This is a genomic window from Paraburkholderia sp. RL18-101-BIB-B (genome assembly GCF_046026985.1).
Classification (GTDB): Bacteria; Pseudomonadota; Gammaproteobacteria; order Burkholderiales; family Burkholderiaceae; genus Paraburkholderia.
Genome location: NZ_JARESV010000016.1, coordinates 38,839 through 60,808, shown reverse-complemented (window position 1 = coordinate 60,808; position 21,970 = coordinate 38,839). Strand labels below are relative to the sequence as shown.

The 21,970-nt window shown below is 60.5% G+C and carries 20 protein-coding genes and 1 pseudogene; 7 read left to right on the top strand and 14 right to left on the bottom strand.

Annotation, left to right across the window (positions count from 1 at the left end; translation table 11 throughout):
- Positions 1–15: 15 nt before the first annotated feature.
- From P0D73_RS22660 to P0D73_RS22645, 4 genes and pseudogenes are all read right to left on the bottom strand, one after another.
- Positions 16–708, bottom strand: a complete 693-nt coding sequence (locus P0D73_RS22660) for a cytochrome b/b6 domain-containing protein (protein ID WP_408317657.1) — start codon at positions 706–708, stop codon at positions 16–18.
- Positions 709–736: 28 nt separating this feature from the next.
- A pseudogene (locus P0D73_RS22655) lies at positions 737–939 on the bottom strand (TIGR00366 family protein); the annotation flags it as partial.
- Positions 940–1,442: 503 nt separating this feature from the next.
- Complete coding sequence (locus tag P0D73_RS22650) at positions 1,443–3,830, bottom strand: phosphocholine-specific phospholipase C (RefSeq protein ID WP_408432948.1); 2,388 nt, start codon at positions 3,828–3,830, stop codon at positions 1,443–1,445.
- 616 nt (positions 3,831–4,446) lie between these two features.
- Positions 4,447–5,052, bottom strand: a complete 606-nt coding sequence (locus tag P0D73_RS22645; protein ID WP_408317655.1) for a TetR/AcrR family transcriptional regulator — start codon at positions 5,050–5,052, stop codon at positions 4,447–4,449.
- 130 nt (positions 5,053–5,182) lie between these two features.
- Between P0D73_RS22645 and P0D73_RS22640 the strand changes: the two genes are divergently transcribed.
- Together P0D73_RS22640 and P0D73_RS22635 are read left to right on the top strand one after the other, a co-directional pair.
- Positions 5,183–6,106 carry an NAD-dependent epimerase/dehydratase family protein gene (locus P0D73_RS22640; protein WP_408317653.1) on the top strand — a complete coding sequence of 308 codons (924 nt, stop codon included), beginning with the start codon at positions 5,183–5,185 and terminating at the stop codon, positions 6,104–6,106.
- Positions 6,107–6,108: 2 nt separating this feature from the next.
- Positions 6,109–6,453: a DoxX family protein gene (locus P0D73_RS22635; protein WP_408317651.1), complete on the top strand. Its 345-nt coding sequence runs from the start codon at positions 6,109–6,111 to the stop codon at positions 6,451–6,453.
- Between the two features lie 327 nt (positions 6,454–6,780).
- Here the strand turns inward: P0D73_RS22635 and P0D73_RS22630 are convergent, their stop codons facing one another.
- Complete coding sequence (locus P0D73_RS22630; protein WP_132379706.1) at positions 6,781–7,737, bottom strand: GlxA family transcriptional regulator; 957 nt, start codon at positions 7,735–7,737, stop codon at positions 6,781–6,783.
- A gap of 218 nt (positions 7,738–7,955) precedes the next feature.
- Here P0D73_RS22630 and P0D73_RS22625 point away from each other — a divergent pair, with 218 nt between their 5' ends.
- Positions 7,956–8,942, top strand: coding sequence for a nitrilase-related carbon-nitrogen hydrolase (locus P0D73_RS22625; protein WP_408317648.1), 987 nt, complete (start codon positions 7,956–7,958; stop codon positions 8,940–8,942).
- 794 nt (positions 8,943–9,736) lie between these two features.
- Positions 9,737–9,922 carry a hypothetical protein gene (locus tag P0D73_RS22620; protein WP_132379702.1) on the top strand — a complete coding sequence of 62 codons (186 nt, stop codon included), beginning with the start codon at positions 9,737–9,739 and terminating at the stop codon, positions 9,920–9,922.
- Positions 9,923–10,112: 190 nt separating this feature from the next.
- On the opposite strand, the gene P0D73_RS22615 is transcribed toward P0D73_RS22620, so the two are convergent.
- From P0D73_RS22615 to P0D73_RS22605, 3 genes are all read right to left on the bottom strand, one after another.
- Entirely contained in the window at positions 10,113–10,424 is a 312-nt protein-coding gene (locus P0D73_RS22615) for a DUF4148 domain-containing protein (RefSeq protein ID WP_408317646.1), read from the bottom strand.
- A gap of 320 nt (positions 10,425–10,744) precedes the next feature.
- The gene (locus P0D73_RS22610) at positions 10,745–11,932 is read right to left on the bottom strand and encodes an MFS transporter (RefSeq protein ID WP_408317644.1); all 1,188 of its coding nucleotides are present in this window, start codon (positions 11,930–11,932) and stop codon (positions 10,745–10,747) included.
- 132 nt (positions 11,933–12,064) lie between these two features.
- Positions 12,065–13,219, bottom strand: a complete 1,155-nt coding sequence (locus P0D73_RS22605; RefSeq protein WP_408317642.1) for an alkene reductase — start codon at positions 13,217–13,219, stop codon at positions 12,065–12,067.
- Between the two features lie 84 nt (positions 13,220–13,303).
- Between P0D73_RS22605 and P0D73_RS22600 the strand changes: the two genes are divergently transcribed.
- The 3 genes from P0D73_RS22600 to P0D73_RS22595 all read left to right on the top strand — a co-directional run bounded on the left by P0D73_RS22600 (position 13,304) and on the right by P0D73_RS22595 (position 15,048).
- Positions 13,304–13,681, top strand: coding sequence for a winged helix-turn-helix transcriptional regulator (locus P0D73_RS22600; protein WP_132379694.1), 378 nt, complete (start codon positions 13,304–13,306; stop codon positions 13,679–13,681).
- A gap of 303 nt (positions 13,682–13,984) precedes the next feature.
- Positions 13,985–14,299, top strand: coding sequence for a methyltransferase family protein (locus tag P0D73_RS47000; protein ID WP_459252575.1), 315 nt, complete (start codon positions 13,985–13,987; stop codon positions 14,297–14,299).
- Positions 14,191–15,048: a methyltransferase gene (locus tag P0D73_RS22595; RefSeq protein ID WP_408432946.1), complete on the top strand. Its 858-nt coding sequence runs from the start codon at positions 14,191–14,193 to the stop codon at positions 15,046–15,048. The genes P0D73_RS47000 and P0D73_RS22595 overlap by 109 nt, the downstream gene beginning before the upstream one ends.
- A 261-nt stretch (positions 15,049–15,309) precedes the next feature.
- Here P0D73_RS22595 and P0D73_RS22590 read toward each other — a convergent pair whose 3' ends face one another.
- From P0D73_RS22590 to P0D73_RS22565, 6 genes are all read right to left on the bottom strand, one after another.
- Entirely contained in the window at positions 15,310–16,131 is an 822-nt protein-coding gene (locus tag P0D73_RS22590; protein ID WP_408292419.1) for a TetR/AcrR family transcriptional regulator, read from the bottom strand.
- Positions 16,132–16,276: 145 nt separating this feature from the next.
- Complete coding sequence (locus tag P0D73_RS22585; RefSeq protein WP_408432926.1) at positions 16,277–17,641, bottom strand: MFS transporter; 1,365 nt, start codon at positions 17,639–17,641, stop codon at positions 16,277–16,279.
- A gap of 54 nt (positions 17,642–17,695) precedes the next feature.
- Entirely contained in the window at positions 17,696–19,003 is a 1,308-nt protein-coding gene (fahA, locus tag P0D73_RS22580) for a fumarylacetoacetase (protein WP_408319523.1), read from the bottom strand.
- Positions 19,004–19,137: 134 nt separating this feature from the next.
- Positions 19,138–20,403 (bottom strand): CaiB/BaiF CoA transferase family protein, encoded by a 1,266-nt coding sequence (locus P0D73_RS22575; RefSeq protein ID WP_408319524.1) that lies wholly within the window; start codon positions 20,401–20,403, stop codon positions 19,138–19,140.
- A 1-nt stretch (position 20,404) separates the two neighbouring features.
- Positions 20,405–21,181 carry an enoyl-CoA hydratase/isomerase family protein gene (locus P0D73_RS22570; protein WP_408319526.1) on the bottom strand — a complete coding sequence of 259 codons (777 nt, stop codon included), beginning with the start codon at positions 21,179–21,181 and terminating at the stop codon, positions 20,405–20,407.
- A gap of 430 nt (positions 21,182–21,611) precedes the next feature.
- Positions 21,612–21,908, bottom strand: a complete 297-nt coding sequence (locus P0D73_RS22565) for a DUF1330 domain-containing protein (protein ID WP_132379680.1) — start codon at positions 21,906–21,908, stop codon at positions 21,612–21,614.
- Positions 21,909–21,970 lie beyond the last annotated feature (62 nt).

The following is a 21,970-nucleotide window of genomic DNA, read 5'->3' as shown; positions in this document are numbered from 1 at the left end:
GCATCCTGAGATCGCTCAGAGATAAGCCGCGAGCAGCATCACCACGGCAGCGCCGACGCCGAGCGGCAGCAGCGCCAGCAGCGCTGGCGTCTGCCGCGGCGCATCGATAGACGAGGGCAACAGCTTGTATCCCGTTAGCATCGGGCGCAGCAGGTTGTGTCCCTTCGCTACCGCGTAGAGAGCGATCACGAGCACGTGCAGTGCGACCGCGGCGAGCAGCACGTCCCAAACAAGCCCGTGCAGCGTCGAGATCGCGTTGGCGAGCCAAGCGGGCACGACTTCGCTCAACGGCCCTTCGTCGGCGATGTCGTTGTTGACATAGAGCCCGCTCAGCGTCTCAACCAGCAGCAACGCGAGCAGCAGCAGGACCATCCAGCCGCCGGCCGCATTGTGGCCCACCTGCACATCCGGATCGCGGCGAAACAGGTGGTGCAAATGACGAAGTGCTGCTGCGGGCGACGCCACGAAACTGCGAAAGCGCGCGGTCTCACTGCCAAAGCAGCCCCACAGCAGCCGGGAAATAACCAACGCGAGCAGCGTCTCGCCGACCCGGACGTGCCAGTCGATCCAGTTTAGTTTCAAGGTGACATAGGCCGCCGTGACCAGCAGGACCACCAGCCAGTGAAACAGTCGCACCGGCGCGTCCCAGACCAGCACCGGGCGGCGGACAGGCTGTGTCGGCCGGGTGGCGAGTTCGTGAGTATCCATGTGTTGCGCCTCCGTCCGCAAGCGATTGGAAGAGATACAGGCCCGGGGTGAACACCACTCCGGAAAATAGCAACGCGGTGACGCAATAGTCCATGATATCCCGTACGCAGGCTTCTCAATCGCGAGCGCCGGCAGCGCCCAGAACGGTTGCTTAATGGTCCGAGCCTCGCCGAAAGCGATTGCCATCGCCGCCTTGCCCAAGTCCGCGTGCAGCGCGCACGCGGCTGGTATCGCGATTACGAATCTATCAGCTCATCCAACCGCGCGCCCGTTGTGGTTGGCGAAACGGCCGATGTACTTCGCAGGCGGCCGTTGAATTCCCGCCCGGTCGAAGGGCCCAATTGGGGCGCATCGCGCCGATCGCCAGCTTGCGAGTTTCAGGCATGATGCACCATCCGCCGTTTGCGTTCAGTGTGGGGCTCCCTGTGGCACCGCATGCCGCCGCTGGCGATACGGAGTTCGTCCCTGAGCCATCGTGCGTGCGGTCCAAACGCTCGATGATCCGGGTATCGATCAATGTGAGACTTACGGATTGGACCTGGTTAGTGGCGCATTAAAGAATTCGAATCGCCGAGCCGATATTCACCGTATCCCAGAGATCAAGCGCCATGGAAGGTGCGGGAGCGCCTGATCCAAACCGTTCGGGCGAGGAGCGGTAGCCGTGAGCCGATGCACTGGAAGACCTTCATTGCACGAGAGGCACTGAGCTAATGCCCGGTGCCTCTCGTCTTCGATCAGAAGCTGTCGATCATCCCCATCGCAGGGTCGGTCACCGAGTGACGGCCGGTTTCGATACGCCCGGCGATGCGACGCAAGAAGCTGCGGTCTGTGCTGCTGGTGATCTCGAAGTCATACCAGAAGCCGGTCTGGGCGAGGTTCCAGAAGAGCGCGACCGGGAACGCGCCGTTGGTGCTTACCGCCCAGGTGTGACCTGGGTCGAGGCGATCATTCCGGGAGAACGGGGCAGGCTCCGGCCATGCGCCGAAGCCCGGCACCGGGAAACCAGCGAAGCCCAAAGGACCTTGGCCAAAAACCGGACTCGGCAAACCTGGGAAAGCCTGCAGCGCACCGTAGACCTTGTTGGACTTCACTGTGAACTGTGCGAGACCGGCACCTTCGTTGCGCAGTTGCAGGTGCAGGTTGCCGGTTAGGGACCCGTAACCCACACGAACTTCCAGATTGGCGGTTCTGTGCCCCTTCAGCGCGGTGAGGTCGCCCTTGAATTCGCGATGGTAGCCATTCGGGCCGAGTACCCACAGGTCGTACTTGCCGAGGTCCGTGGAGCCCGGCGCCCACACGTCGTCCAGCGTCTTGCTTGGCTCGACTGCGTAACGCTTCGGCAGGCGGTCCAGGTGCAACTTGTCATAGACGTGGAACACAGCACCTTGGCGACCGGTATTGGCGAACAGCAGTTTTACGGTACCGGTGCTCGCGTCCACATGAGCGCTGGCATGCAGTTCGTACGGCAGCGCACGCGACGGGCGGAAGCCGTTAGCCTGCTTCGGCATACCCCGGCTGGCGTCCGGCACGATCTGGCCCAGCGCCTGCTGCGTGGCGCGCAACGCATCGGCGTCGGCCTTGCTCTTCTCGCCCGCGATGGTCGGCAGCGGCTCGTTGTTCGGCGTCGCGAAGTTGAAGGCCGAAGTCAGGTCGCCGTTGATCAGCCGGCGGTACGTCGAGATGTTGCCTTCCTTGATGCCGAAGCGGGCTTCGAGGAAGCGCAGCACCGAAGTGTGATCGAACGTCTGCGAATTGACCCAGCCGCCGCGGCTCCACGGCGAAATCACCCACAGCGGCACGCGCGGACCCGGGCCGTACGGCTTGCCGTCCGGCCCGCTCGGCTGGCTGTTAGGCGTCGCGCCTGTGTCGGCGCGGGTCACGTACGGATGTGTGAAGTATTCGACGCCCAGGTCGGCGCTGCCCAGCGTGGTCTTTCCGGCGTAGGTGCCGTCACCGTTCGGCGACGGGACAGCGGCCGGGGGCACGTGGTCGAAGAAGCCGTCGTTCTCGTCAAAGTTGACGAGCAGGACGGTCTTGCTCCATACCTCGGGCACGGCGGTCAACGCATCGAGAAATTGCTGCACGAACCACGCGCCCTGCACCGGGCTCGAAGGCCCCGGGTGCTCGGAGTAGACGTCGGTCGGAACGACCCACGAGACTTCCGGCAGACGGCCGTTTCTCACATCATCGGCGAAAGCCTCGACGAAGGTGCCGTTGGTGTTCGGGTCGGTGTCCGTGGTCGGCAGTGTGTTCGCGTAGCCCTTGATCAGCGGCTGGGCCACGGCATCGGTCGGGTTGTAGACCGGCTCGGCGGCCTGGCTCAGCGACGTGCTGACCTGGCGCGCCGACGGCAGCGCCTCGTTGGCCCGGCGGTACTGCCTGAAGCCGAGCAGCGGGTTGCAGCCGAAGGTGTTCTTGATGTTCTGATACACCTTCCAGGTCACACCGGCCTCTTCCAGGCGCTCGGCGGTGGTCTTCCAGTCGAAGTAGGCGGATGCCGATGTGGTGACGTCAAAGTCGCGGCTGAAGTTGTTCACGAAGGTTTTGCCATACGCAGGACCATTCGTGCCGGTGGAATGGATGATGCGATTCGGGTGCGTGCCGCCAAGGAACGCGCAGTGGTAGTCGTCACAGATGGTGAACGCTTCGGCCAGCGCTCGCTGAAACGGGATTTCAGCCGTGTCGAAGTAGCCCATGGTCTGGTCCTGCTTGGACACCGGCCATGCAGCCATGCGGCCACCATCCCATGCGTTTTGCGTATCGACCCAGCTATGCGGCGTGCCGGTCACGCGCTGCGCATTGCCCTTGGTCTCATCCAGATGGTATGGCAGGTCCACGTTGCCGTTGGCATCGATCTGCTGCCACACGTTACGGCCGTTCGGTAGCGGAATCGTGAAGCGATCGCCGTAGCCGCGCACACCCTTATAGGTGCCGAAGTAGTGGTCGAACGCGCGGTTTTCCATCATCAGGATCACGACGTGCTTGACGTCCTTGATCGTGCCGCTCTCATGATGCGCGGGAATCGCGAGCGCACGACGGATGCTGGGTGGAAATACGCTGAGCGCGGCAGCCGACAGGCCGGCCGTGGCGGTACTCTGGAGAAATTTGCGGCGGGAATTCACGTGCAGGTGCTCCTTCTTGTTTGGCTGATCGTCGAAACCTTCGATAGCGTTCACTGCAGCCGATCGCTCGGCGAACCCGCATGGCTTGTCACGATCGACCGCATGCATCGTTCGCGCTCCATGCTCGATATCGCCCGTTAAGACGGCTGCCTGCCGAGACCCCGCTCGTGGAAGCTCAAGGATGTCTTGTTGCATGCCCGTAACCTGTCGTTCGGTAATTGTCAGGATCGGGCGACTGACGAATATAGGGAGCAACAATGACGGTATGGTGTCGGTGCTCTAATAGTTTTCGTAGTCGAGGGACGGCGATGGTCAGCGTGTCGGCATCCTTGGGCAGGCTCCGACAGGTTGTCCGATGTGGTTTCGATGTCCGGCCTTCTCCGATAGCAGCCTTTGACTAGCGGAGCGTGTGACAGGCAGGAGTGGGTCGCGTGTCGTCGATCGGCGGCAGGCAGTGACCGGCCACAAAACGACACTCACAATTTTGGAAACGCGCCCGGATCGTACGGAAACCGGTGCGCGACTGGGTTCGGAATCGGACACCAGCTGTCTTGCTTCCCGCGCTGCACGCTGTTGCGTTCCGCATGCAGCGGCTCGACATCTTATGCGCCGGTGCTTAGCGAAGTGCAGCCGCTACCGCCTCGTCAATCTGCAGCGCAAAGCGTGCTTCGACATCGGGCACCGTGTAGCCAATTGACAGTTCCAGATACGCGTCGCCAAGCACCAACTGAACGAATGTCGCTGCCCGCGTTGCAGCAGTCGATTCGTCAAATCGCTCTCGCAGAATATTTGCGGCGAAGGCACGCACGACCTTTGCACCATTTTCGAAAAACACCTGGCCGAGTGCCGGAAGACGCTCGGCCTCAGCAACGATGGCCCGGTAAAGCCGCAGATTATCCGGCGTAATTAGGCTTCGTGCCAACACCCATCCCAACTCGCGCAACTCGACTTCGGGTGATCCATCGGATTGCTCGTCCCGAGCGCTGGCAAGAAGTCCACCCACCTGAGCGCACATCGAGCTCACCAGACCAACGAAGAGCGCCTCCTTCGACTTGAAGTGGCGGTAGACCGTCTGTTTGCCGACGCCAGCGGCCGCGGCGACATCGTCCATCGTTGCCAGACCGAAACCCTCGCGTAAGAAAACGGTTTTCGCGCCGTCGAGGATTGCAGACCGCTTGCGGCTTTGCAGCGGGCTCAGGCCGGGGAGAGAAGAAGTGTCCATGCGAGATAAATAACAGATCGCCGAGTAGTTGACAAGACTGGGTAGTCTCGTTTAGATTCGTCAAAACGAGACTGATTAGTCTCGTTTGTATGGCTTTTCAACTTCGCAGGCAATCATCGAGGAGAACGCTATGGAACTATTCATCACAGGTGGTACGGGCTTCATCGGGCAGGCGGTCGCGCGCAGGGCAATCAGCCTCGGCCATCAGGTGACGGCGCTGGTGCGCGAGGACAGTTCGGCGGCCGCCAGCGCGCTGACACGTCTCGGCGTGAAACTGCATGGCGGCGACTTGCGCGAGCCACAGTCTTTCGCTGCGACTGCCGGTGCCGCTGATGGCGTGGTGCACATGGCGTCGACCAACGATGCTTCCGCCGCTGCTGCTGACGAGGCCGCGGCTGTAGCGATGCTTTCGCATCTGCATCCGGGCGCGGCGTTTGTCTATACGTCGGGCACCTGGGTCTATGGCAATACAGAGGGGGAGCCCGCGACTGAAGCATCGGCGCTGAATCCGACACCACTCATCGCATGGCGGCCCGCAGTGGAGCAACAGGTGCTGGCGCTAGCGGCACGCCGCTCGATTGCTGCAGTGATCCTCAGGCCGGCCATGGTGCACGGCTATGGCGGCGGCATCTTCGGCATGCTTGCCGGCATGGTCCGTCAGACAGGCAGTGTGAGGTTCGTCGGCGATGGTCGCAACCACTGGCCTGCCGTTCACGTCGATGATCTCGCCACGGCCTACCTGAGCGCGGTGGAGCGGGCGGCAAGCGGGGACGGTCGAGTCGCGGGACAGATCTTCAACGTGGTCGCGGAAGACGCCGTTGCCATTGCCGAAATGGGCGAAGCGATTCGTGCCTCGGTCGGCGCCGACCGCGTCGAATTTTGGCCGCTCGACGATGCTCGCAAATCGCTTGGGCCATTTGCTGACGCACTGGCGCTCGACCAGACGGTAAGCGGCCAGCATGCCCGGCGAGTTCTTTCGTGGGAACCCCACGGCCGCGGCCTGATTGCGGACCTCTCCGTACAGAAGCACTTTCAGCAAAGCAACGGAGCATGACCATGGCGTTAAACACTGCATCTTTCGAATCGATTCTCGCGACGATCGTAGCGGTTCTGTTCGCCGTTGCTGGGGTCGTCAATCTCGCACGACGCGGCGCGGTGAAGCGCGACTTCGCGCGCTGGGGTTACCCGGCCTGGTTTCAGTTGCTCTGTGGCGCGCTCGAGTTGCTCAGTGCGGCACTTCTTCTTGGACAACAAACCAGAGTTTTGGGCCTAACGCTGGCCGGTGCGATCATGATTGGCGCGCTCTTCACGTTGCTAAGAAATCGGGAGCCGTTCCGGCATCTCGCCCCGGCGCTGATCTTCTCGGCTCTCGTTGTGGCTACTGTGGCGCTCCGCGGTTGATGTCCTCGCCACCAGGCGGCGCGGGCAAATCCGTGCTGCAGGTACTTGAAATGCGCACATGGATAGCGGCATTGGAGCAACTCCGATTTGATCAAGTGCGTCACGTGTCTGCTTTTTGTAGCGATGGCTGGGCGCTCCGGGTCGTCTGCCGCAGATCACCGCTTTACGTGCCACGGGAAACGGCCCCTCACGCATGGGGCAGCGGGCGGCGAGTTTGCGCCGTTCGCCATCGCTGCGACGCTGACATCCGACCGTCTGCTTCGCTCGGCCACCGGCCGCCTTTGGGTGAGCCGTGCGCGTGGGCCAGGGTCGCTGCGCCAGGCGACGTCAGTTGCCGGCGGCCGGTGCCGCGCGGGCGCTCCTACGCAGGACATCGGCAGGTACACCAAACGTTCGGAGGAACGCACGCCGCATACGTTCCCGATCCGAGAAACCCGTTTCCTGCGCCACCACGTTAATTGTGTGGCGGCCGTGCTCAATCATGAATCTGGCTGCTTCCAGGCGAAGCTGTTCCACAGCTTTGGCCGGCGACTGACCGGTCTCGGCGACGAAGGCGCGGCTGAACTGTCGAGGGCTGAGGTTTGCGACGTCCGCGAGCTCCTCAATGGTGAGCGGATTGCGCAGATTACGGCGAATATGCGCGAGGACCAATTCGATCCGATCGGATTTCGGCGTCATGTCCAGTAACGCGGAATGCTGCATCTGACCACCAAGCCGACGCTGATTCATGACGAGAATTCGGGCAACCATTTTTGCGGCGTCGGGGCCGAGGTCGTTATCGAGCAACGCCAGGCCGAGGTCGATGCCGGCCGTCATTCCCGCCGAAGTCCAGACTGGACCGTCGTTGACAAATATCCGGTCTTCTTCTGTGCGGACTTTCGGGAATCGCGCTCTGAATTCGGATGCGTGTGCCCAATGCATGGTTGCGCGTCTGCCATCCAGGAGTCCCGCCTCGGCAAGGACAAATGCGCCACTGCAGATCGAGGCTATCCGTCTGGATGCCTTGGCCGCCTCTTTCACGAATGCAACTACGGGAGCATCGGAAGCGGGCATTTTCATTTCAGTGATTGAGCCGACGATGACCGTGTCGAATGCCGGGTCGCCAAACGCCTCGGTTTCCAGGGTCATTCCACCCGAAGATACAACAGGACCACCGTGTTCAGACAGGAGATGGACGTCGTAGCACTGGCCTCTCGGCGGCATGTTCGCGATCTCGAATACCGTAAGGGCCGCGAGGCTCATCATCTGAAATCTTCTCGGCACTATGAAGCCAATCCGGTGCATGTCTGATCCTGCCGTTCGCAACATGAACGTGCTGTGAATGAGCGCCGTATGGGTCGAATTCCCAAATAGCAACTAATGATTCCGAGCTGCGAGCTTTCTGCGCGCGAGCGACGGATGTCATGAATGGTGGCAACAACGACATACATCGTAATGGCCTGCGACGTTAAGGTACAAGCACTTCTCTCATCCGCCTCGCAGCCAGCGAAAGGAACACCATCATGTCGAAAATCATCCGCGCCGCAGCCGTTCAGATCGCGCCTGTCCTCTATAGCCGGGAAGGCACTGTCGATAAAGTCGTCAGAAAAATTCTGGAGCTCGGCAAGCAGGGCGTCCAGTTCGCGACGTTCCCTGAGACCGTAGTTCCCTATTATCCGTACTTCTCGTTCATCGAATCGCCATTTGCAATGGGTGCCGAGCATTACAAGCTGCTCGAGCAGGCGGTGACTGTCCCTTCGGACGCGACTCGCGCAATCGGCGAGGCCGCACGCCAGGCCGGAATGGTGGTGTCGATTGGCGTCAATGAACGCGATGGCGGCACGATCTACAACACGCAACTGCTGTTCGATGCCGACGGCACGCTCGTGCAGCGGCGCCGCAAGCTGTCGCCGACTTATCACGAGCGAATGGTCTGGGGAATGGGCGACGGCTCAGGCCTGCGAGCAATCGATACCGCCGTGGGCCGCGTCGGCCAGTTGGCCTGCTGGGAGCACTACAACCCGCTCGCACGTTACGCGCTGATGGCAGATGGTGAGGAAATCCATTCGGCAATGTATCCGGGTTCGTTCGCCGGTGATCTTTTCTCGGAGCAAATCTCCGTGAACATCCGCCAGCATGCGCTGGAGGCGGGTGCCTTTGTGGTCAACGCGACCGCCTGGCTGACGCCCGAACAGCAACAGCAGATTCTGCGGGATACCAATACAACCCAGATTGGCCCGATCTCCAGCGGCTGTTTCACCGCCATTGTTTCGCCGGACGGCGAGTACATGGGTGGCGCGCCGCTGCGTCAAGGAGAGGGAGAGATCATCGCGGATCTGGATTTCTGGCAGATCGACAAGCGCAAACGCATGATGGACTCGCGTGGTCACTACAGCCGTCCCGACGTGCTCGGACTGGTGATCGACCGTACACCGAAGCTGCACGTCATCGAGCGATCGGTGCACGCAGTGGGTGAAGAGTCAGCCAGCGATCTGGAAGAGCTCGCCTGAGCCGCGTGTGAAATCGCGGGATATCGGCGTCGAGTGCGCATCGCGCGAGTGCGATGCGACAGACGCGCGAAATTCAATCAGGCCCAAGAGGCTTGCCGTTGAACCTCCGGCTATGGGTTGTGTGCGCTTCCGTCGACAACAGTTGGTCTAGGCGGCTTGGCGAGTATTCGCATCGCTGCTGCAGCGAGCGTCTTCGATGACCTGCATGAGTGCCTCGCAGGAGAACGGCTTCTGCAAATAGACAAAGCGTCTGTCGTCATTGAAACGAGGAAAGCCGCGGAGCGAATCGGCGTTTCCCTCAGCGACCATGCGACAGCACTGCCTTTTATGTCGGGCAGGTTCTCGTCAAGGAAAGTGATTTCAAAAGCGCCGATACGAAGGAGTCTGGGCGCAGTTTCGCCATCGTAGGCCACAGCACTATGGTGGTCATAGCAGTCCAGCAGGAAAGCGAGACTGTCCGCGACAGACTCAATGTCGTCAGGCTTCGATCGGATTCGAAGCCTCGAGGACATCGTACAAACACGGGATACGTAGGCGGACCGCATGTGTCGCGATCTAACCCACAGCACCAGACGGAGAGTTGGATCCGACCCACCAGCCGCAGCGCGCACGTCTCTCTATCAATCTGCACTGATCGCCATTAAAAATCCAATATTTTCAACTAGTTGTGTGATCGCTTACCGCGACGCCACCGTTTGGCACGCACTTTGCGTTGAACCTCCACGAGGAGTGGCGACACCCTCAAAACAGGCTCTGACATTCCTGACTGACTAATTTCCCCTTGGAGAATCGAAATGAACACGCTGGCAATCAAAGACCTCCCCGTAGCCGTTGAGATGGATCGTACTGCAATGACCGCCGTCAGCGGCGGCAGGTTGCCGCAACAGATCGTGAACATCATCCAGGCCGTTTCAGACTATGCAAATGACGCTCCTACCCAGCACAGTTTTACTGGCAGTGGGGCTTCTGTGACGTACTAACAGAAACACGGTGTTTCGTAGCTCAAGGCCCCGCCAACGAGGGGCCTCTTTGAATTCGCTTCCGGTTCCTCACCAAGCGTGCTCAACTTTTCTCCTCGCAAAACAACCTGCAGCCCACGCTGCAAGGGATCAGCGCTGCGCTGCACTGCGCGCTAAGTCCGAGGAGGTCCGTAGTGGCTCCAGGGGCCTCTCACTTGGGATGTGACTGCTTGCATTCCGTTTCGAACCAATGGTCGACCTGGCGCTGCGCCGCGTGTAGATTCGCTGGGTAGTGTGGGTCGTTGTGCCAAGGTGATGGGTTGTAGCCCGCTTTCCTCAGGGCCGAAAGCTCGCTTTGGTGTTGCGACTTCGTCCGAGGCGCGTTGCTTCTAATCGCGGCCAGGTCACGGCACTCCGTTGGGCTCAGATGTGGCGCGCTTTGTGGCACGCCGGCGGCGGCATATCCAGTCAGCAGGAGCGTCAACGCGGCAAGCGCCGAGCAGTTTCTCATGAGGTTTTCCATAGCGCATCTCCACGCGTCCGATTGGCGCAACTCGAGCGGTGCGATACCGCCGGTCGCGCGTGACTTCCGCGTTTATTTTGCCTTAGTCCAGTCACCGGAAGAAGGCCACTGTACAAAGAGAAGAAAGTCAGGCGCCAGCGCCTCGAATGACCATCGCACCTCCGAAAAGAGAATACGCCCACCGGTTGTCGAGCGTCCGGGAAGCGTCGGCTACGGCCGATCGCTCGTAGGGCGGAAGTCGGCCACATTGGGACGTTGATCCATGCCTTCATGCAGACGTTCGAACGTCTGCGCCACCCCAGATAGCGTTTCCAGGTTCGTCACTTTGCCGGGAAGGCGTGGCGGCGACCGAACCAGACCACCAGGAATGTCGGCACGAGCAGAAGAGCAATCACGCCAGGCAGGTAACGAGCGCCAAGCGTCGTAAGCATCGCGCCACCGACCAGGCCGCCGCCTGCAATCGCAATATTCCAGCAAGTGACGAATATCGACTGTGCGACATCAGCCGCCTCGCCAGCAGCATTTGCGGATGCATTCTGATACAGCGTTCCGGCACCGCCGAAGCTAAGCCCCCACGCTGCGATGCTCGCATAGATTACGAAAGGAGACTCTTGCCAGATGAACATTGCTGCGGAGGCGAGGCAGAACATAGCGACGCTAGCAAGGACGAGTTCTCGCAGCCACTGGTCAACGAGGACGCCGATAATCCAGATGCCGACGAGAGCACTCATGCCGAAGACGAACAATGCTGTTTGCACGCTGCCCGACATGCCTGACGAGGCGAGGAACGGCGAGATGTAGGTATAGATGACGTTGTGGGACATCGCATACGCGAGCGTGACGATCAGCACAGGCTTCACACCCGGAATGCCAAACACTTTGCCGATGGACACGTGGCGACTTGCGGCGAGGCCCGGAAAGTCGGGTACGCCAAAGCGTACCCACGCCAGCAACAGAACTGTCAAGGCGCTCATGACGCCAAAGGCGGAGCGCCAGCCAACAGCCTGTCCGAGGACGGTGCTGAGCGGGATACCAAGCGACAGTGCGATTGGTGCGCCTACCATCGCTATCGCGATGGCGCGGCCGCGCAGATGTTCGGGGGCCATGCGACTGGCGTGACCCGCAACAAGAGCCCAAAGCAGGCCAGCGAAGACTCCCGCGAAGAACCGTGCTGCGAGTGTAATCGCGTAGTTCGTCGACAGGGCCGTCACCGTATTCAGCACGAAGAAGCCACCGATGGCCAGCAGCAGCACTGACCTTCTACGCCATCCGCGTGTCATGGCCGTCAAGGGGATAGCTGCGATTATCGAGCCAATCGCATAGGCAGTGACGAGCTGCCCAGTCAGCGCTTCCGAAACATTCAAATCCGCGCCAATCTGCGGCAACAATCCGGCCGGCATTGCCTCGGTCATCATTCCAATGAAGCAGGCTGTGGCCAATGCAAGTAATCCCAATACTGGGAGTTTTGTTGATACGTCTATTTCAGTTGACGCTGCGGGTGTAGCCATTCTGTTCTCTCATGTGCGTGGGTTACGAAGCTGTTCCAAACCCAGAGACTCGATTGAATTCGTTTGTTGCGATCACGACTCCTGCATCGAAGCCCACGCCGGGCTCCTCTGCCAAGGCTGGGACCCCGCACTTCAACGACTTTCCGCGCGCTCGACCGAATAGGCGGGGAAGTCCGTGTAGCCCACTTCACCGCGGCGGGTATAGAAGGTCGATGGGTCGGCTTCGGCTAGCGGCCAGCCATGCTTGAGCCGCTCCGCCAGGTCCGGGTTTGCGATGTAGGGTCTGCCGAAGGCGATCAGGTCCACTAGCCCGGTGTCGAGCGCAGCCTGAGCGCTCTCGCGGTTCGTGAAGCCGCCGCACCAGATAATCGCGCCCGGAAAAGCGGCGCGAACCTTGGCGAGCAAAACGTGGTCGATGTGCCGTTCCTTGAACTCGCTGCTCTCCATGTTTCCCGAAGGCATGAGCTGGTAGACCAGATGCATGTAGGCGACCCCGCGGCGACCCAATTGCTCTGCCACGTACAGCAGGGTTTCCTCTGCAAGAGGGTCTGCCGGCATGGAGTTGTACTTGCCGAACGGAGACAAACGAGCGCCAACGCGCCCCGGACCCAATTCACGCACCGCCGCTTCAACGACTTCCATCAGAAATCGCGTGCGATCTTCGACATTGCTGCCTCCGTAGCGGTCGTCACGGGTGTTGAGCACCGAGTTCATGAACTGGTCGAACAGATAGCCGTTGGCTCCGTGGATTTCGACACCATCGAAACCGGCCTGCCGGGCGTTGGCGAAGGCCTGGGAAAAGGTGCCGACCAAAGCCGACACTTCATCGGTGCTGAGGCGCCTTGGCGTGCCTGCACGAATGAAGCCCAACTTGCCATCGGCATCGTGGGCAAACACATCGGAATGCTCAGCCCGTTCCCCGGTTACCCCCCAAGGGGGCTCGCCATTCGGCATGATCGACGGATGCGCCATCCTGCCGACATGCCATATCTGCAAAAATATCGTGCCGTCATGGCGGTGAACTTCATCGGTCACCCAACGCCAGCCCTGCCGCTGGGCTTCTGTGTAGATGCCGGGCGTCAAGGCGTAGCCTTTGCTGGATGGTGCAACGTCGGTGGCCTCGGTCACGATCAGGCCGGCACCGGCCCGCTGCCCATAATAGGTACCCATCAGTTCATTGGGGACATCGCGATCGGACGTCCGCGTGCGAGTCATGGGCGCCAGGACAATGCGATTCTTCAGCGGAACGATGCCGCCAAGGACTTGAGATTCGAACAGGTTGGCCATATGTCTTCCTTCGATTGGTTACGATCGAAAGCTTACTTTTCGGTAGTCGCCCCCTCTACACACCGTTTGGTCAGTGGTTAGCAAATGAAGATCATCAACAAGCTACCGGGCTTGCCGGGCGAGCGAGCGCTAGCCGTCCTTTCAGGACGCTGGAAGGCGGTCATCCTCTATGTGCTGCTGGATGGCCCGCAACGCACGTGCGAGCTGGAGAAGCGCATTGCCGGCATCTCGCAGAAGGTGTTGATCGAGCAGCTGCGAGCGCTAGAGGAACACGGAGTGGTGAGCCGGCAGCCCAGCGCTGGGGATAGTCAAGGGATCGAATACCTGCTCACCCCGCTTGGCGCAAGCCTGCGGCCCATCCTGGATTCTCTGATCGAATGGGGAGCGCATCACGCCAAGGAGCTTGACGAGGTCCATAGGCTTCTGCCATGCGATGCTGTCGTTCGAGATCGTATTGGCTGACGGCTAGTTGCTGTCGCTGTCCGAGACGTAGTTTCAGACGGTTAAGGTGTGAACGATCGCGTGATGGGGTCGAGTCGGATCATCGCCGCAGAGCCGTGCGCGGGCGTTTCGTGATCGACCAATAGGCGTCGGCGGAAGCGTCCCAGCAGCGCCGGCCGCTTGCACTGACGATTTTCTTGAGCGCGCAGCCTTGGCGTTTGCCGGCAGCCGGATAGGAGCCGCAGGGACTCTGCATAGGTTGCGGTAGCTTGTGATTCGTGCATTGCCATCTGCAGGTCCCGGTCAGGTCAACGCGACTCAGAGGTGGCCGGAACCCTGGTTTTGAGTGCAGGCAATCAACTGCGGAGGTTTGCCGTGACCGATCATGAAACTGAGGATGATCGAGAAGCCCTCCATCTTCTCATTCGCGGATTTCAGGTCTCGCGCATGCTCCGGCTGGTGGCTGATCTTGGTCTCGCGGACAAGATTCCGAGAACGGGAAGCCGCAATATCAGCGAGTTGGCTACAGCCTGTGCAGTGCTTGCTTCGCCACTGCTTCGAGTGCTACGGGCGCTGGCCGCATTCGGCGTCTTTCGTATAAGCACGGACGGACGCGTGTCCCACTCTCCGCGCTCCTGAGGACCGATGAACCGAACAGCCTTCACTACGGAGCAAGGTTCTGGACTGCGCCCGGCTCGTGGAAGGCTTGGGGTGTTCTGGATGCTGCGCTCGCCGGCGACACTCCGCATGAAGCCGCCTGGAACATGAGCCGCTTCCAGTACCTTCGTGAACACGCCGACGAGGCTCGGAGTTTTGATGCCTTCATGGCGAACTTCCCCGATCATCGGCACCAGGCGCTTGCCGCTAGCTATGATTTTTCCGGGGCGAACCTAATCGTCGACATTGGTGGTGGCAACGGAGAGGCGCTGCGCCGTGTACTCGCCCGGTTCCCGTCGCCGCGCGGAGTAATTTTTGACCGCGATGACGTCGTAGCCGCAATACCGCCGGAAGCGCGATTGAACGGAAGAATCGATGTCCAGGGCGGGAGCTTCTTTGATCTCGTTCCTGAAGGCGCGGACATCTACCTTCTGATCCGCGTTCTGCACGACTGGTCCGACGAAGATTGCATTCGAATTCTTCGCAACTGCCGTGCCGCAATGAACCGAAGCGCGCGCTTACTGATCGTGGAGCAGATCCTTGAGCCCGACCCGGCGATCGGACGGCCGAGCGGTTATCTGGTCGACACGCAGATGATGGCCATGTTCGGTACCGCGCGGGAGCGTACAGGAGCTGAATTCGACCAACTGCTCCAGGGTTCAGGTTTGGGACTTGAGCGCGTGATTGAAACCACATCGCCGGTGCGGGTCATGGAAGTTGTCCCGATATGAGCTGCGGTGCGCTCGCGGTGTGTGCTTCGGAGAAAACCGAAAGAACGTCGCGGGTCGATTGTCTGCCTAAGGCGCACCGATCAATGGCGGAGCATTCCGCTGATCCAACGTCGGATCGGGCTCGGCCATTCAAATGTCGGCTCAACCCCGTGCCCCACAACATCGTCTCGAACTCAACACTCATTGATTAGGACGTCGTACACGTTCAAAACGATATTCCAGAGCGCGTCACCGGTGCCGCGTTCTCGACAGCGACGACGCCTACGCTTTGGCGCGCTTTCGAGCTGTGCGTGTAACCGCTGGCTTCTGAAGGGGCGCGCATTGCTGAATCACGCTCTGGAGATGATCCGGACCCGCCGTGATGGCGCCAAGTAGTGTCATCACGACGAAGTCGATCAACTTGGGGATCGCCACTTTCGTGTCCGCGCGCGGCGCGCGGTTGGCCAGGAGCAGTGTGGCGAGACCATGCTCCGTACTCCACGCGGTATGGGTCACGAGTTTGAGATCGGAGTGGGCCCAACCACTCTCGATAGCCAGCGCCTCGATCGTCTCGGAAAACAACCCGAACGACCTGTTACTTTCTTCGGCGAGTTCTGGATACGCTTGATGCGCCACGATGCGAGGCCCGATCATCAGACCGAACAGCCCATTGTGGCGCTGCGCGAACTCAACATACACCCGCATCATCCGGTACGCTTTGGCAAGCGCCGTATCCTCGCTATCACGGATCGCAACGCGCAGCGCAGCGAGGTCACGATAGCCGCTTGCCGCGATCGTGGCCAGCAGTTCGTCGATACCCGCAAAATGTCGCGAGGGCGCGGCTTCTGATACGCCCACCATGCGCGCGAGGTAACGCAGGCTCAAGTCTTGTGCCGATACCTCCATGAGCGCGCTGCGCCCCGCTTCGATGAGCGCGTTGCGCAGATTGCCATGGTGGTAATCCGCATTCTTCGGGATAGATGACTTGGGGCTCACGTGACCTTCGTTCGAGGAGCAAAACAAGGAAATGATTATAAATTCTGCGCAGAGAGGCACGCAATATCGCGGATCACGCGTTAAACAAGCATGCGTCGCTACTGGCATTCTAGCGGCTCGGTTGCGGGGCTGGGCGTCGGAATACATCGCATGCCTGGCCGCTCAGAGGTGCGCAGTGCCCAGAACGGCTTTTCGGTGCAAAACGCGGGTACTTGCCGGGAGCGCCTGCCGCGCCCACGTCGGCATCGACTAATCACGTTGCACTTTTAACCGATATATCGCCAACCGGCGATCGCCTCCTGACAATGCGCTGCACGCCGAACAGAAGAACAACGACGCCAAGTGCCTGGACACAGGCCACCATGATGAATCCACTCGCATAAGTTCCCGTTGCGTCGCGAACATACCCGATCACAAAGGGCGTAACGAAGCCAGCGACATTGGCGACGGAACTGATTAACGGCACGCCAACGACCAGCGACTTACCGCTGAGCAGGCCGACGGACATCTGCCAGAAGAGCGTTATACCAGCCCCCGTTCCCGCGAAGCCAAGAACAAGCAGGAAGAAAGTCGCGGTGGTACTACTGTGCCAAACAAACACGAGCGCCGAGAGGCTTACCGCAGTGAAGACCGACGCCAGCGCACAGAAGAGCCGGCGGCGATGCGGGGCGCCCCCGATGCTGCAGATGAGCACATTGCCCAATGCCCCCAGAATGCAGGCACCGGCAACGGCACGGCCGATCTCATTGTACCCGCCGAATCCCGCCTCACGCAGTATCGTCGGGGAGAAGAAAAATAGTGCCGCCGTGGCGGCAAGGAGGCAGAAATAAGCGGCGCTCAGGATCCAGACAGCGGGGTTGAGTAACAGGGGACGCTCGTCTACGCCGATGTCGTCCATCGTTTCGGCATTCTTCCTGAGATCGTCCTCGATGAGCTCACGCTGTCGCGCCGAAAGCCACGTCGCGCCGCCAGGCAGGTCCGGAAGTATCGCGAACGCGACGCACGCCAACACGATCGTTGGGATAGCTTGAGTGAAGAACATCCATCGCCAGCCCTGGAAGCCGGCCAGTCCGTTTAAGTGCTCGAGCACGAATCCCCCCGTCAAGCCAATCATGACGGTCGAGAAGAGCGACCCGGAGTGGAAAATACTGAAATTGCGGGTACGCCTTGTCCCCGGGAACCACGCATTGAAGTACAACACTACACCTGGGTAGAACCCGGCCTCGAATACACCGAGCAGGAACCTCAACGCGTAGAACGTCGGTGCGCTATTGACGAACGTCATCGCAACACTCGTCATGCCCCAGCCGCCGGCGACACCGGCAAGCACGGCGCGTGCACCGAACTTTTTTTGCAACATGGTCGTAGGCACGCCGAACAGCACATAGCCGACGAAGAAAAGCCCGGCGCCTAATCCATATACCGTTTCGCTGAATCGCAGATCCACGACCATCTGCAACTTCGCAAAAGCAACGTTCGAACGACCGACCCACGCCAGCATCCATAGGCCAAACAATATCGGCAGTATCCTCCATTGGGCCGAAGCGTAGGCTTTCCGCAGGAGGGCGTTGTCATCTGATGATGACCCGTCTACACAGGCTTGCTTCACCACTTCCATTCGGTCCTCCGACGTGTTGTGTTGATACCGGTAATACGAGGCGCACTGCGGTTATCAAAGGTCGCCGGTCACTTCTGCGACGCACTCTCCGAAGCCGATCGTCCTGAAACCTGCCCGCCTGCATCGGCCGGAAAAAGAGACGGTGTCCCCGTCTTCGAGATACGTTCGCACTTCGCCCGTCGGCAGAGTGATCGGTTCCCGCCCGTCGCGGGTCCGCTCCAGCAAACATCCGCTGTCAGCGCGCTCGGGTCCCGATACGGTGCCGCTCGAAATCAGATCACCGCTGCGCAACGGACACCCGTTACTGGCGTGGTGGGTCAGCATCTGCGATACGGACCAGTACTGATCTTTGAAGTTGGGGGTCGCCATATCGACGCCGGCTATGCCCGCCTGCCTCATGCTTCGGCTTTGCAGCGTGGCGCGCAGGGAGATGTCGATGGCTGCCGAGGCTGTGTGGGAAGCCGACGTAAGGTGTGCCGCAAGCGGCGGCGCGTCGTCGCCACGTATTGGCGCGGCAACCCTGAATGGCGCAATCGCCTCTGCCGTGACCACCCATGGCGACGCACTGGTCATAAAGCTCTTCGCCAGAAAGGGACCCAGCGGTGCGCTTTCCCAGCGCTGGATGTCCCGCGCGGACCAGTCGTTGACAAGGCAGAGACCGAACAGGTGATCTTCAGCGGAGTCGACGGACAACCGCTTCATCGCATGCGTCTTCTCGCCCACGTAAAAGCCGACTTCGAGCTCGAAATCGAGCTTGGTCGTCGGCCGATATCCACTCGTCGCACTGGTTTGTCCGAGTGGCCGACGGCATGGCTCACCGCTGACCGTCACCGACGACGCTCGTCCGTGATAGGCAATCGGCATGCTTCTGAAGTTGGGATGGACGGGTGCGTCCGGCCTCACGAGTTCGCCGGCCCGTCTCGCGTGATAAATCGACGTATAAAAGTCGGTGAAATCTCCAATCTGCGATGGCAACATCATCGTGCATGCGCTCGCGGGCACCAGACAATTCGACACGGTCTCGCGAACCGCCCCTTCCGTGGACGAATGCAGGAGCGCAAACAGTTTGCGCCGCAATGCCGACGAAGACGCCCGTCCCAACGCCATCCATGCATTCAAGGTGTTCTGCCGCAGTGCGTCGTCTTCGGGCGAATGCACCTCAATTGCGTCCGCCAAGAGCAATCGATGCACATCGAGAACAGCATCGCCGATACGCACACCGATTCGCGGCATAAGGTTTGCCTCTGTACGAAATACGCCTAGAGGAAGGTTCTGCAAGGGGAAATCGGTTTCCAGCGTATTGGCGCTTTCAACCCAACTGAGCGCCGCGGCGTCGTGGGTCTCATCTATCGTAACGATCATGTTTTACTCCAGCGCAATCGACCGCTCGCGACGGTGGCGTGTCAGTGCAAGACGCCGCCTGTCACGTGCAACTGTCGCGACAGCGCTTGCGCACGGGCTACAGCCCGTTAGCGCGCCGCGACACGAGGTTGCATTTAGTTGGCCCGTGCTTCCGCAACAACAGCGGCGTCGATCTCCTTCGCGGACGGTGGCGGGCCGCCGACCAGAATGCCCGCATCAATCGCCCGGCGAACCTCGCCCTCCGACAAGCCCGCACCGCGGAACACCTGCTCGTTGTGTTCGCCGCGAAATGCCGGTGCGCTGCGCATTCCAAGCTCGTCATCGGAAAAGCGCCATGGATAGCCGTGGATGAGATACGAACCGCCGCGGCGATCCGGGACCTCGTGCACAGCACCCCACTGCTTCGCCCAATCGGTCTCTGCCAATTCCTTCAGCGTACGGATCTGGCCTATCGCGATCTTGGCCTCGTCGAGCTGCGCATCGAGCGTCCTGAGATCGCGGAACGAGAGCATCCACGTCTGGATCACTGCGTGCAGTGCCTTGTAGTTCTGCAGGCGGCGCTCAGCGGTCCTGAAGCGTGGATCCTGCGCAAGGTCCATACGGCGCATGGCGCGCAAGTAATTCGGAAACGTGTTGCTGCCGATGATGCTTTGCGCTGCCACGAACTCTTCGCCGCCGGGGCCGACGAAATGCGGGCCGTCGGCGGCGCCGAGAATGCCTGGCTCTGCACCGGTATCGACACCCGCGAGATCGAGGTGAGCGCGTTCGTTGATCGACAGCATCACGGCAGCCATCGCGACGTCGATGTATTGGCCGCGCCCCGTTACTTCACATTTGCGCATTGCTGCGAGCACGGCGATCGTCGCTTGCAGGCCAGCATAGACGTCCGCGTGCGACAGGGGATCGGTCCACCTGGGGCCGTCACCCGCGCTGTCGAAATGGCGTAATGTGTTGTGCGTGAATCCCGTTTCAGCCTGCACTGTCGGCGCGTAGGCCATGCGCGAGGCCCAGGGGCCGCGCTGGCCGTATCCGGTGATGGAGACGTAGACCAGCTTTGGATTGCGCCTCGCGAGCGTCTCGTAGTCGAGTCCAAACCCTTTGAGCGTGCCGGCCCGAAAATTCTCTACGATGATGTCCGCCTCGTCGCACAGGCGTAGCACAAGCTCGCGTGCGTGCGGCGCGTTCAGATCGATGCTGACGTTGCGTTTGCCGCTATTTTGCTGCGCGTAGTAGCCCGACATGCCGTCGCGATTCGGGAATGCGGCACGCGACACATCGGGCCGCGGCGGCTCGATCTTGATAACGTCGGCGCCGAGATCGGCCAGCGTCCGGGCGCACAGCGGACCTGCCAGCACCCGCGAAAAATCGACGACTTTGATTCCTTCGAGTGGTCCGGCCATGTCAATTCCCTTCGAAAGTGGCGGTGCCGGGGCCGGCGGTATCGAAGGCCTCAAGCCCACGCTTGAGATCTTGCGACGCCCAGATTGGCTTCTGCACTTCGAACATCGCTTCGTCGGCGGCAGCGACACCCTCGTTGACCGCGACCCGTACGAGCTGCTTGGTCGCGGCATGCGCGACGGTCGGGCCGGCCGCCAGTTCCTGAGCAACCGACAGCGCGACTTCATCGAGTTTGTCGTCGGGCACGACGAGATTGATCAGGCCCCAGCGTTCGAGCGTTGCCGCGTCGTAACGGCGGCCGAGCATCGCGAGCTCTTTTGCACGCGCTGGGCCGGCCCGCATCACCTGACGCTGGATGCCGCCGAGCAGCGGATGCAGGCCGAGCGCGACCTCGACTGACCCGATCTTGGCCGATTCGGCGACCACGCTGAAGTCGCAGGCGAGCGCCACTTCAAAGCCACCGCCAAGGCATGTACCGTTCACCGCGACGACGATCGGGATCGGTAGTGTCTCGAAGCCGCGAAGCACCTCGAGCGGATCCATCAGCGCCTTGCCCTGCCTGGCAATGCGATCCGGAAAAAGCGAGACTTCGGCACCGGCCGAGAAGTGCCGCAGACCGCTGCGCAGCAGGATCGCGCGCGAGCCGCGTTTCACCGCTTCGTCGAATTCTTCGAGTAGCGCGCGATACAGCGTCGGACCCATCAGGTTATGTGGGCGACGGTTCATCGTAAGAACCGTCACATGACCTTTGAGTTCTTTCAGAACAATTGCTTCGTCCATTCTTGCTCCATTTCGTCAGGTTCAAGTGTTTTTCGATTTATATGTTAACAAGCATAACATGAGAGTGTTGTTCTGTTACCAGCGTTTTCCCTGACCGAAAAAGGAAGGACTGGAGAGGTTCGTTTCTTTGTCGCAGCAAAGACAATCAGACTACGGCGAGACCCGAGACGGAGTTCGACTATTCGAACGTCGTAATGCAGTCTGTGATGCGATATCGGTAGCATACCGAACGACAACAGAATGGCACGATCGATTCGATATGCGTGTGCCCGTCAAGACCTGAGGTTGGTCCCGTCCGTGCATCGCGAAGCACTTCAACCATCAGATAGCCTGGACATCAGGCGTGTGATGGAATGCTGGCGGCCCCAGAGCGAACAACGCTCGCGCTGTCATACAGTGCACCCGGCCTCGTTGGCCTCCAGCGAGCCTCTCAGTCGTCGACGCCTGCGACGACGCGCGCGTCCCTTTCCGCTCCGTCCGCCAGTACGGCCAACGCTTTCTGATAAGCCTCGCTCTGAAACGTGGCAAGAGCCTGTTCGAAGCTCGGAAATTCGACCACGACGGTCCGTTCCTTGAGACCCGCCTGGAACGCAACGACCTCGCCGCCTCGCACCAGGAATTTCCCGCCGGCTGCTTTCACCACCTGTGTCGCGAGGACGCCGTACGCAGCGAGTTTGCTTGCGTCATGGACCGCCCGATACGCTGCCACCCAATATCCCTTTGCCATTTCGCTTCCTCAATTTAAAAAATACCTGACCATAGTAACACCGTTAACATCAAGTTCAATGA

Coding starts and splice junctions, on each gene's coding strand:
- P0D73_RS22660 (WP_408317657.1), bottom strand. CDS start 708: ATGGATACTCACGAACTCGCCACCCGGCCGACACAGCCTGTCCGCCGC.
- P0D73_RS22645 (WP_408317655.1), bottom strand. CDS start 5,052: ATGGACACTTCTTCTCTCCCCGGCCTGAGCCCGCTGCAAAGCCGCAAG.
- P0D73_RS22640 (WP_408317653.1), top strand. CDS start 5,183: ATGGAACTATTCATCACAGGTGGTACGGGCTTCATCGGGCAGGCGGTC.
- P0D73_RS22635 (WP_408317651.1), top strand. CDS start 6,109: ATGGCGTTAAACACTGCATCTTTCGAATCGATTCTCGCGACGATCGTA.
- P0D73_RS22630 (WP_132379706.1), bottom strand. CDS start 7,737: ATGCACCGGATTGGCTTCATAGTGCCGAGAAGATTTCAGATGATGAGC.
- P0D73_RS22625 (WP_408317648.1), top strand. CDS start 7,956: ATGTCGAAAATCATCCGCGCCGCAGCCGTTCAGATCGCGCCTGTCCTC.
- P0D73_RS22620 (WP_132379702.1), top strand. CDS start 9,737: ATGAACACGCTGGCAATCAAAGACCTCCCCGTAGCCGTTGAGATGGAT.
- P0D73_RS22615 (WP_408317646.1), bottom strand. CDS start 10,424: ATGGAAAACCTCATGAGAAACTGCTCGGCGCTTGCCGCGTTGACGCTC.
- P0D73_RS22610 (WP_408317644.1), bottom strand. CDS start 11,932: ATGGCTACACCCGCAGCGTCAACTGAAATAGACGTATCAACAAAACTC.
- P0D73_RS22605 (WP_408317642.1), bottom strand. CDS start 13,219: ATGGCCAACCTGTTCGAATCTCAAGTCCTTGGCGGCATCGTTCCGCTG.
- P0D73_RS22600 (WP_132379694.1), top strand. CDS start 13,304: ATGAAGATCATCAACAAGCTACCGGGCTTGCCGGGCGAGCGAGCGCTA.
- P0D73_RS22590 (WP_408292419.1), bottom strand. CDS start 16,131: ATGCCAGTAGCGACGCATGCTTGTTTAACGCGTGATCCGCGATATTGC.
- P0D73_RS22585 (WP_408432926.1), bottom strand. CDS start 17,641: ATGGAAGTGGTGAAGCAAGCCTGTGTAGACGGGTCATCATCAGATGAC.
- fahA (WP_408319523.1), bottom strand. CDS start 19,003: ATGATCGTTACGATAGATGAGACCCACGACGCCGCGGCGCTCAGTTGG.
- P0D73_RS22575 (WP_408319524.1), bottom strand. CDS start 20,403: ATGGCCGGACCACTCGAAGGAATCAAAGTCGTCGATTTTTCGCGGGTG.
- P0D73_RS22570 (WP_408319526.1), bottom strand. CDS start 21,181: ATGGACGAAGCAATTGTTCTGAAAGAACTCAAAGGTCATGTGACGGTT.
- P0D73_RS22565 (WP_132379680.1), bottom strand. CDS start 21,908: ATGGCAAAGGGATATTGGGTGGCAGCGTATCGGGCGGTCCATGACGCA.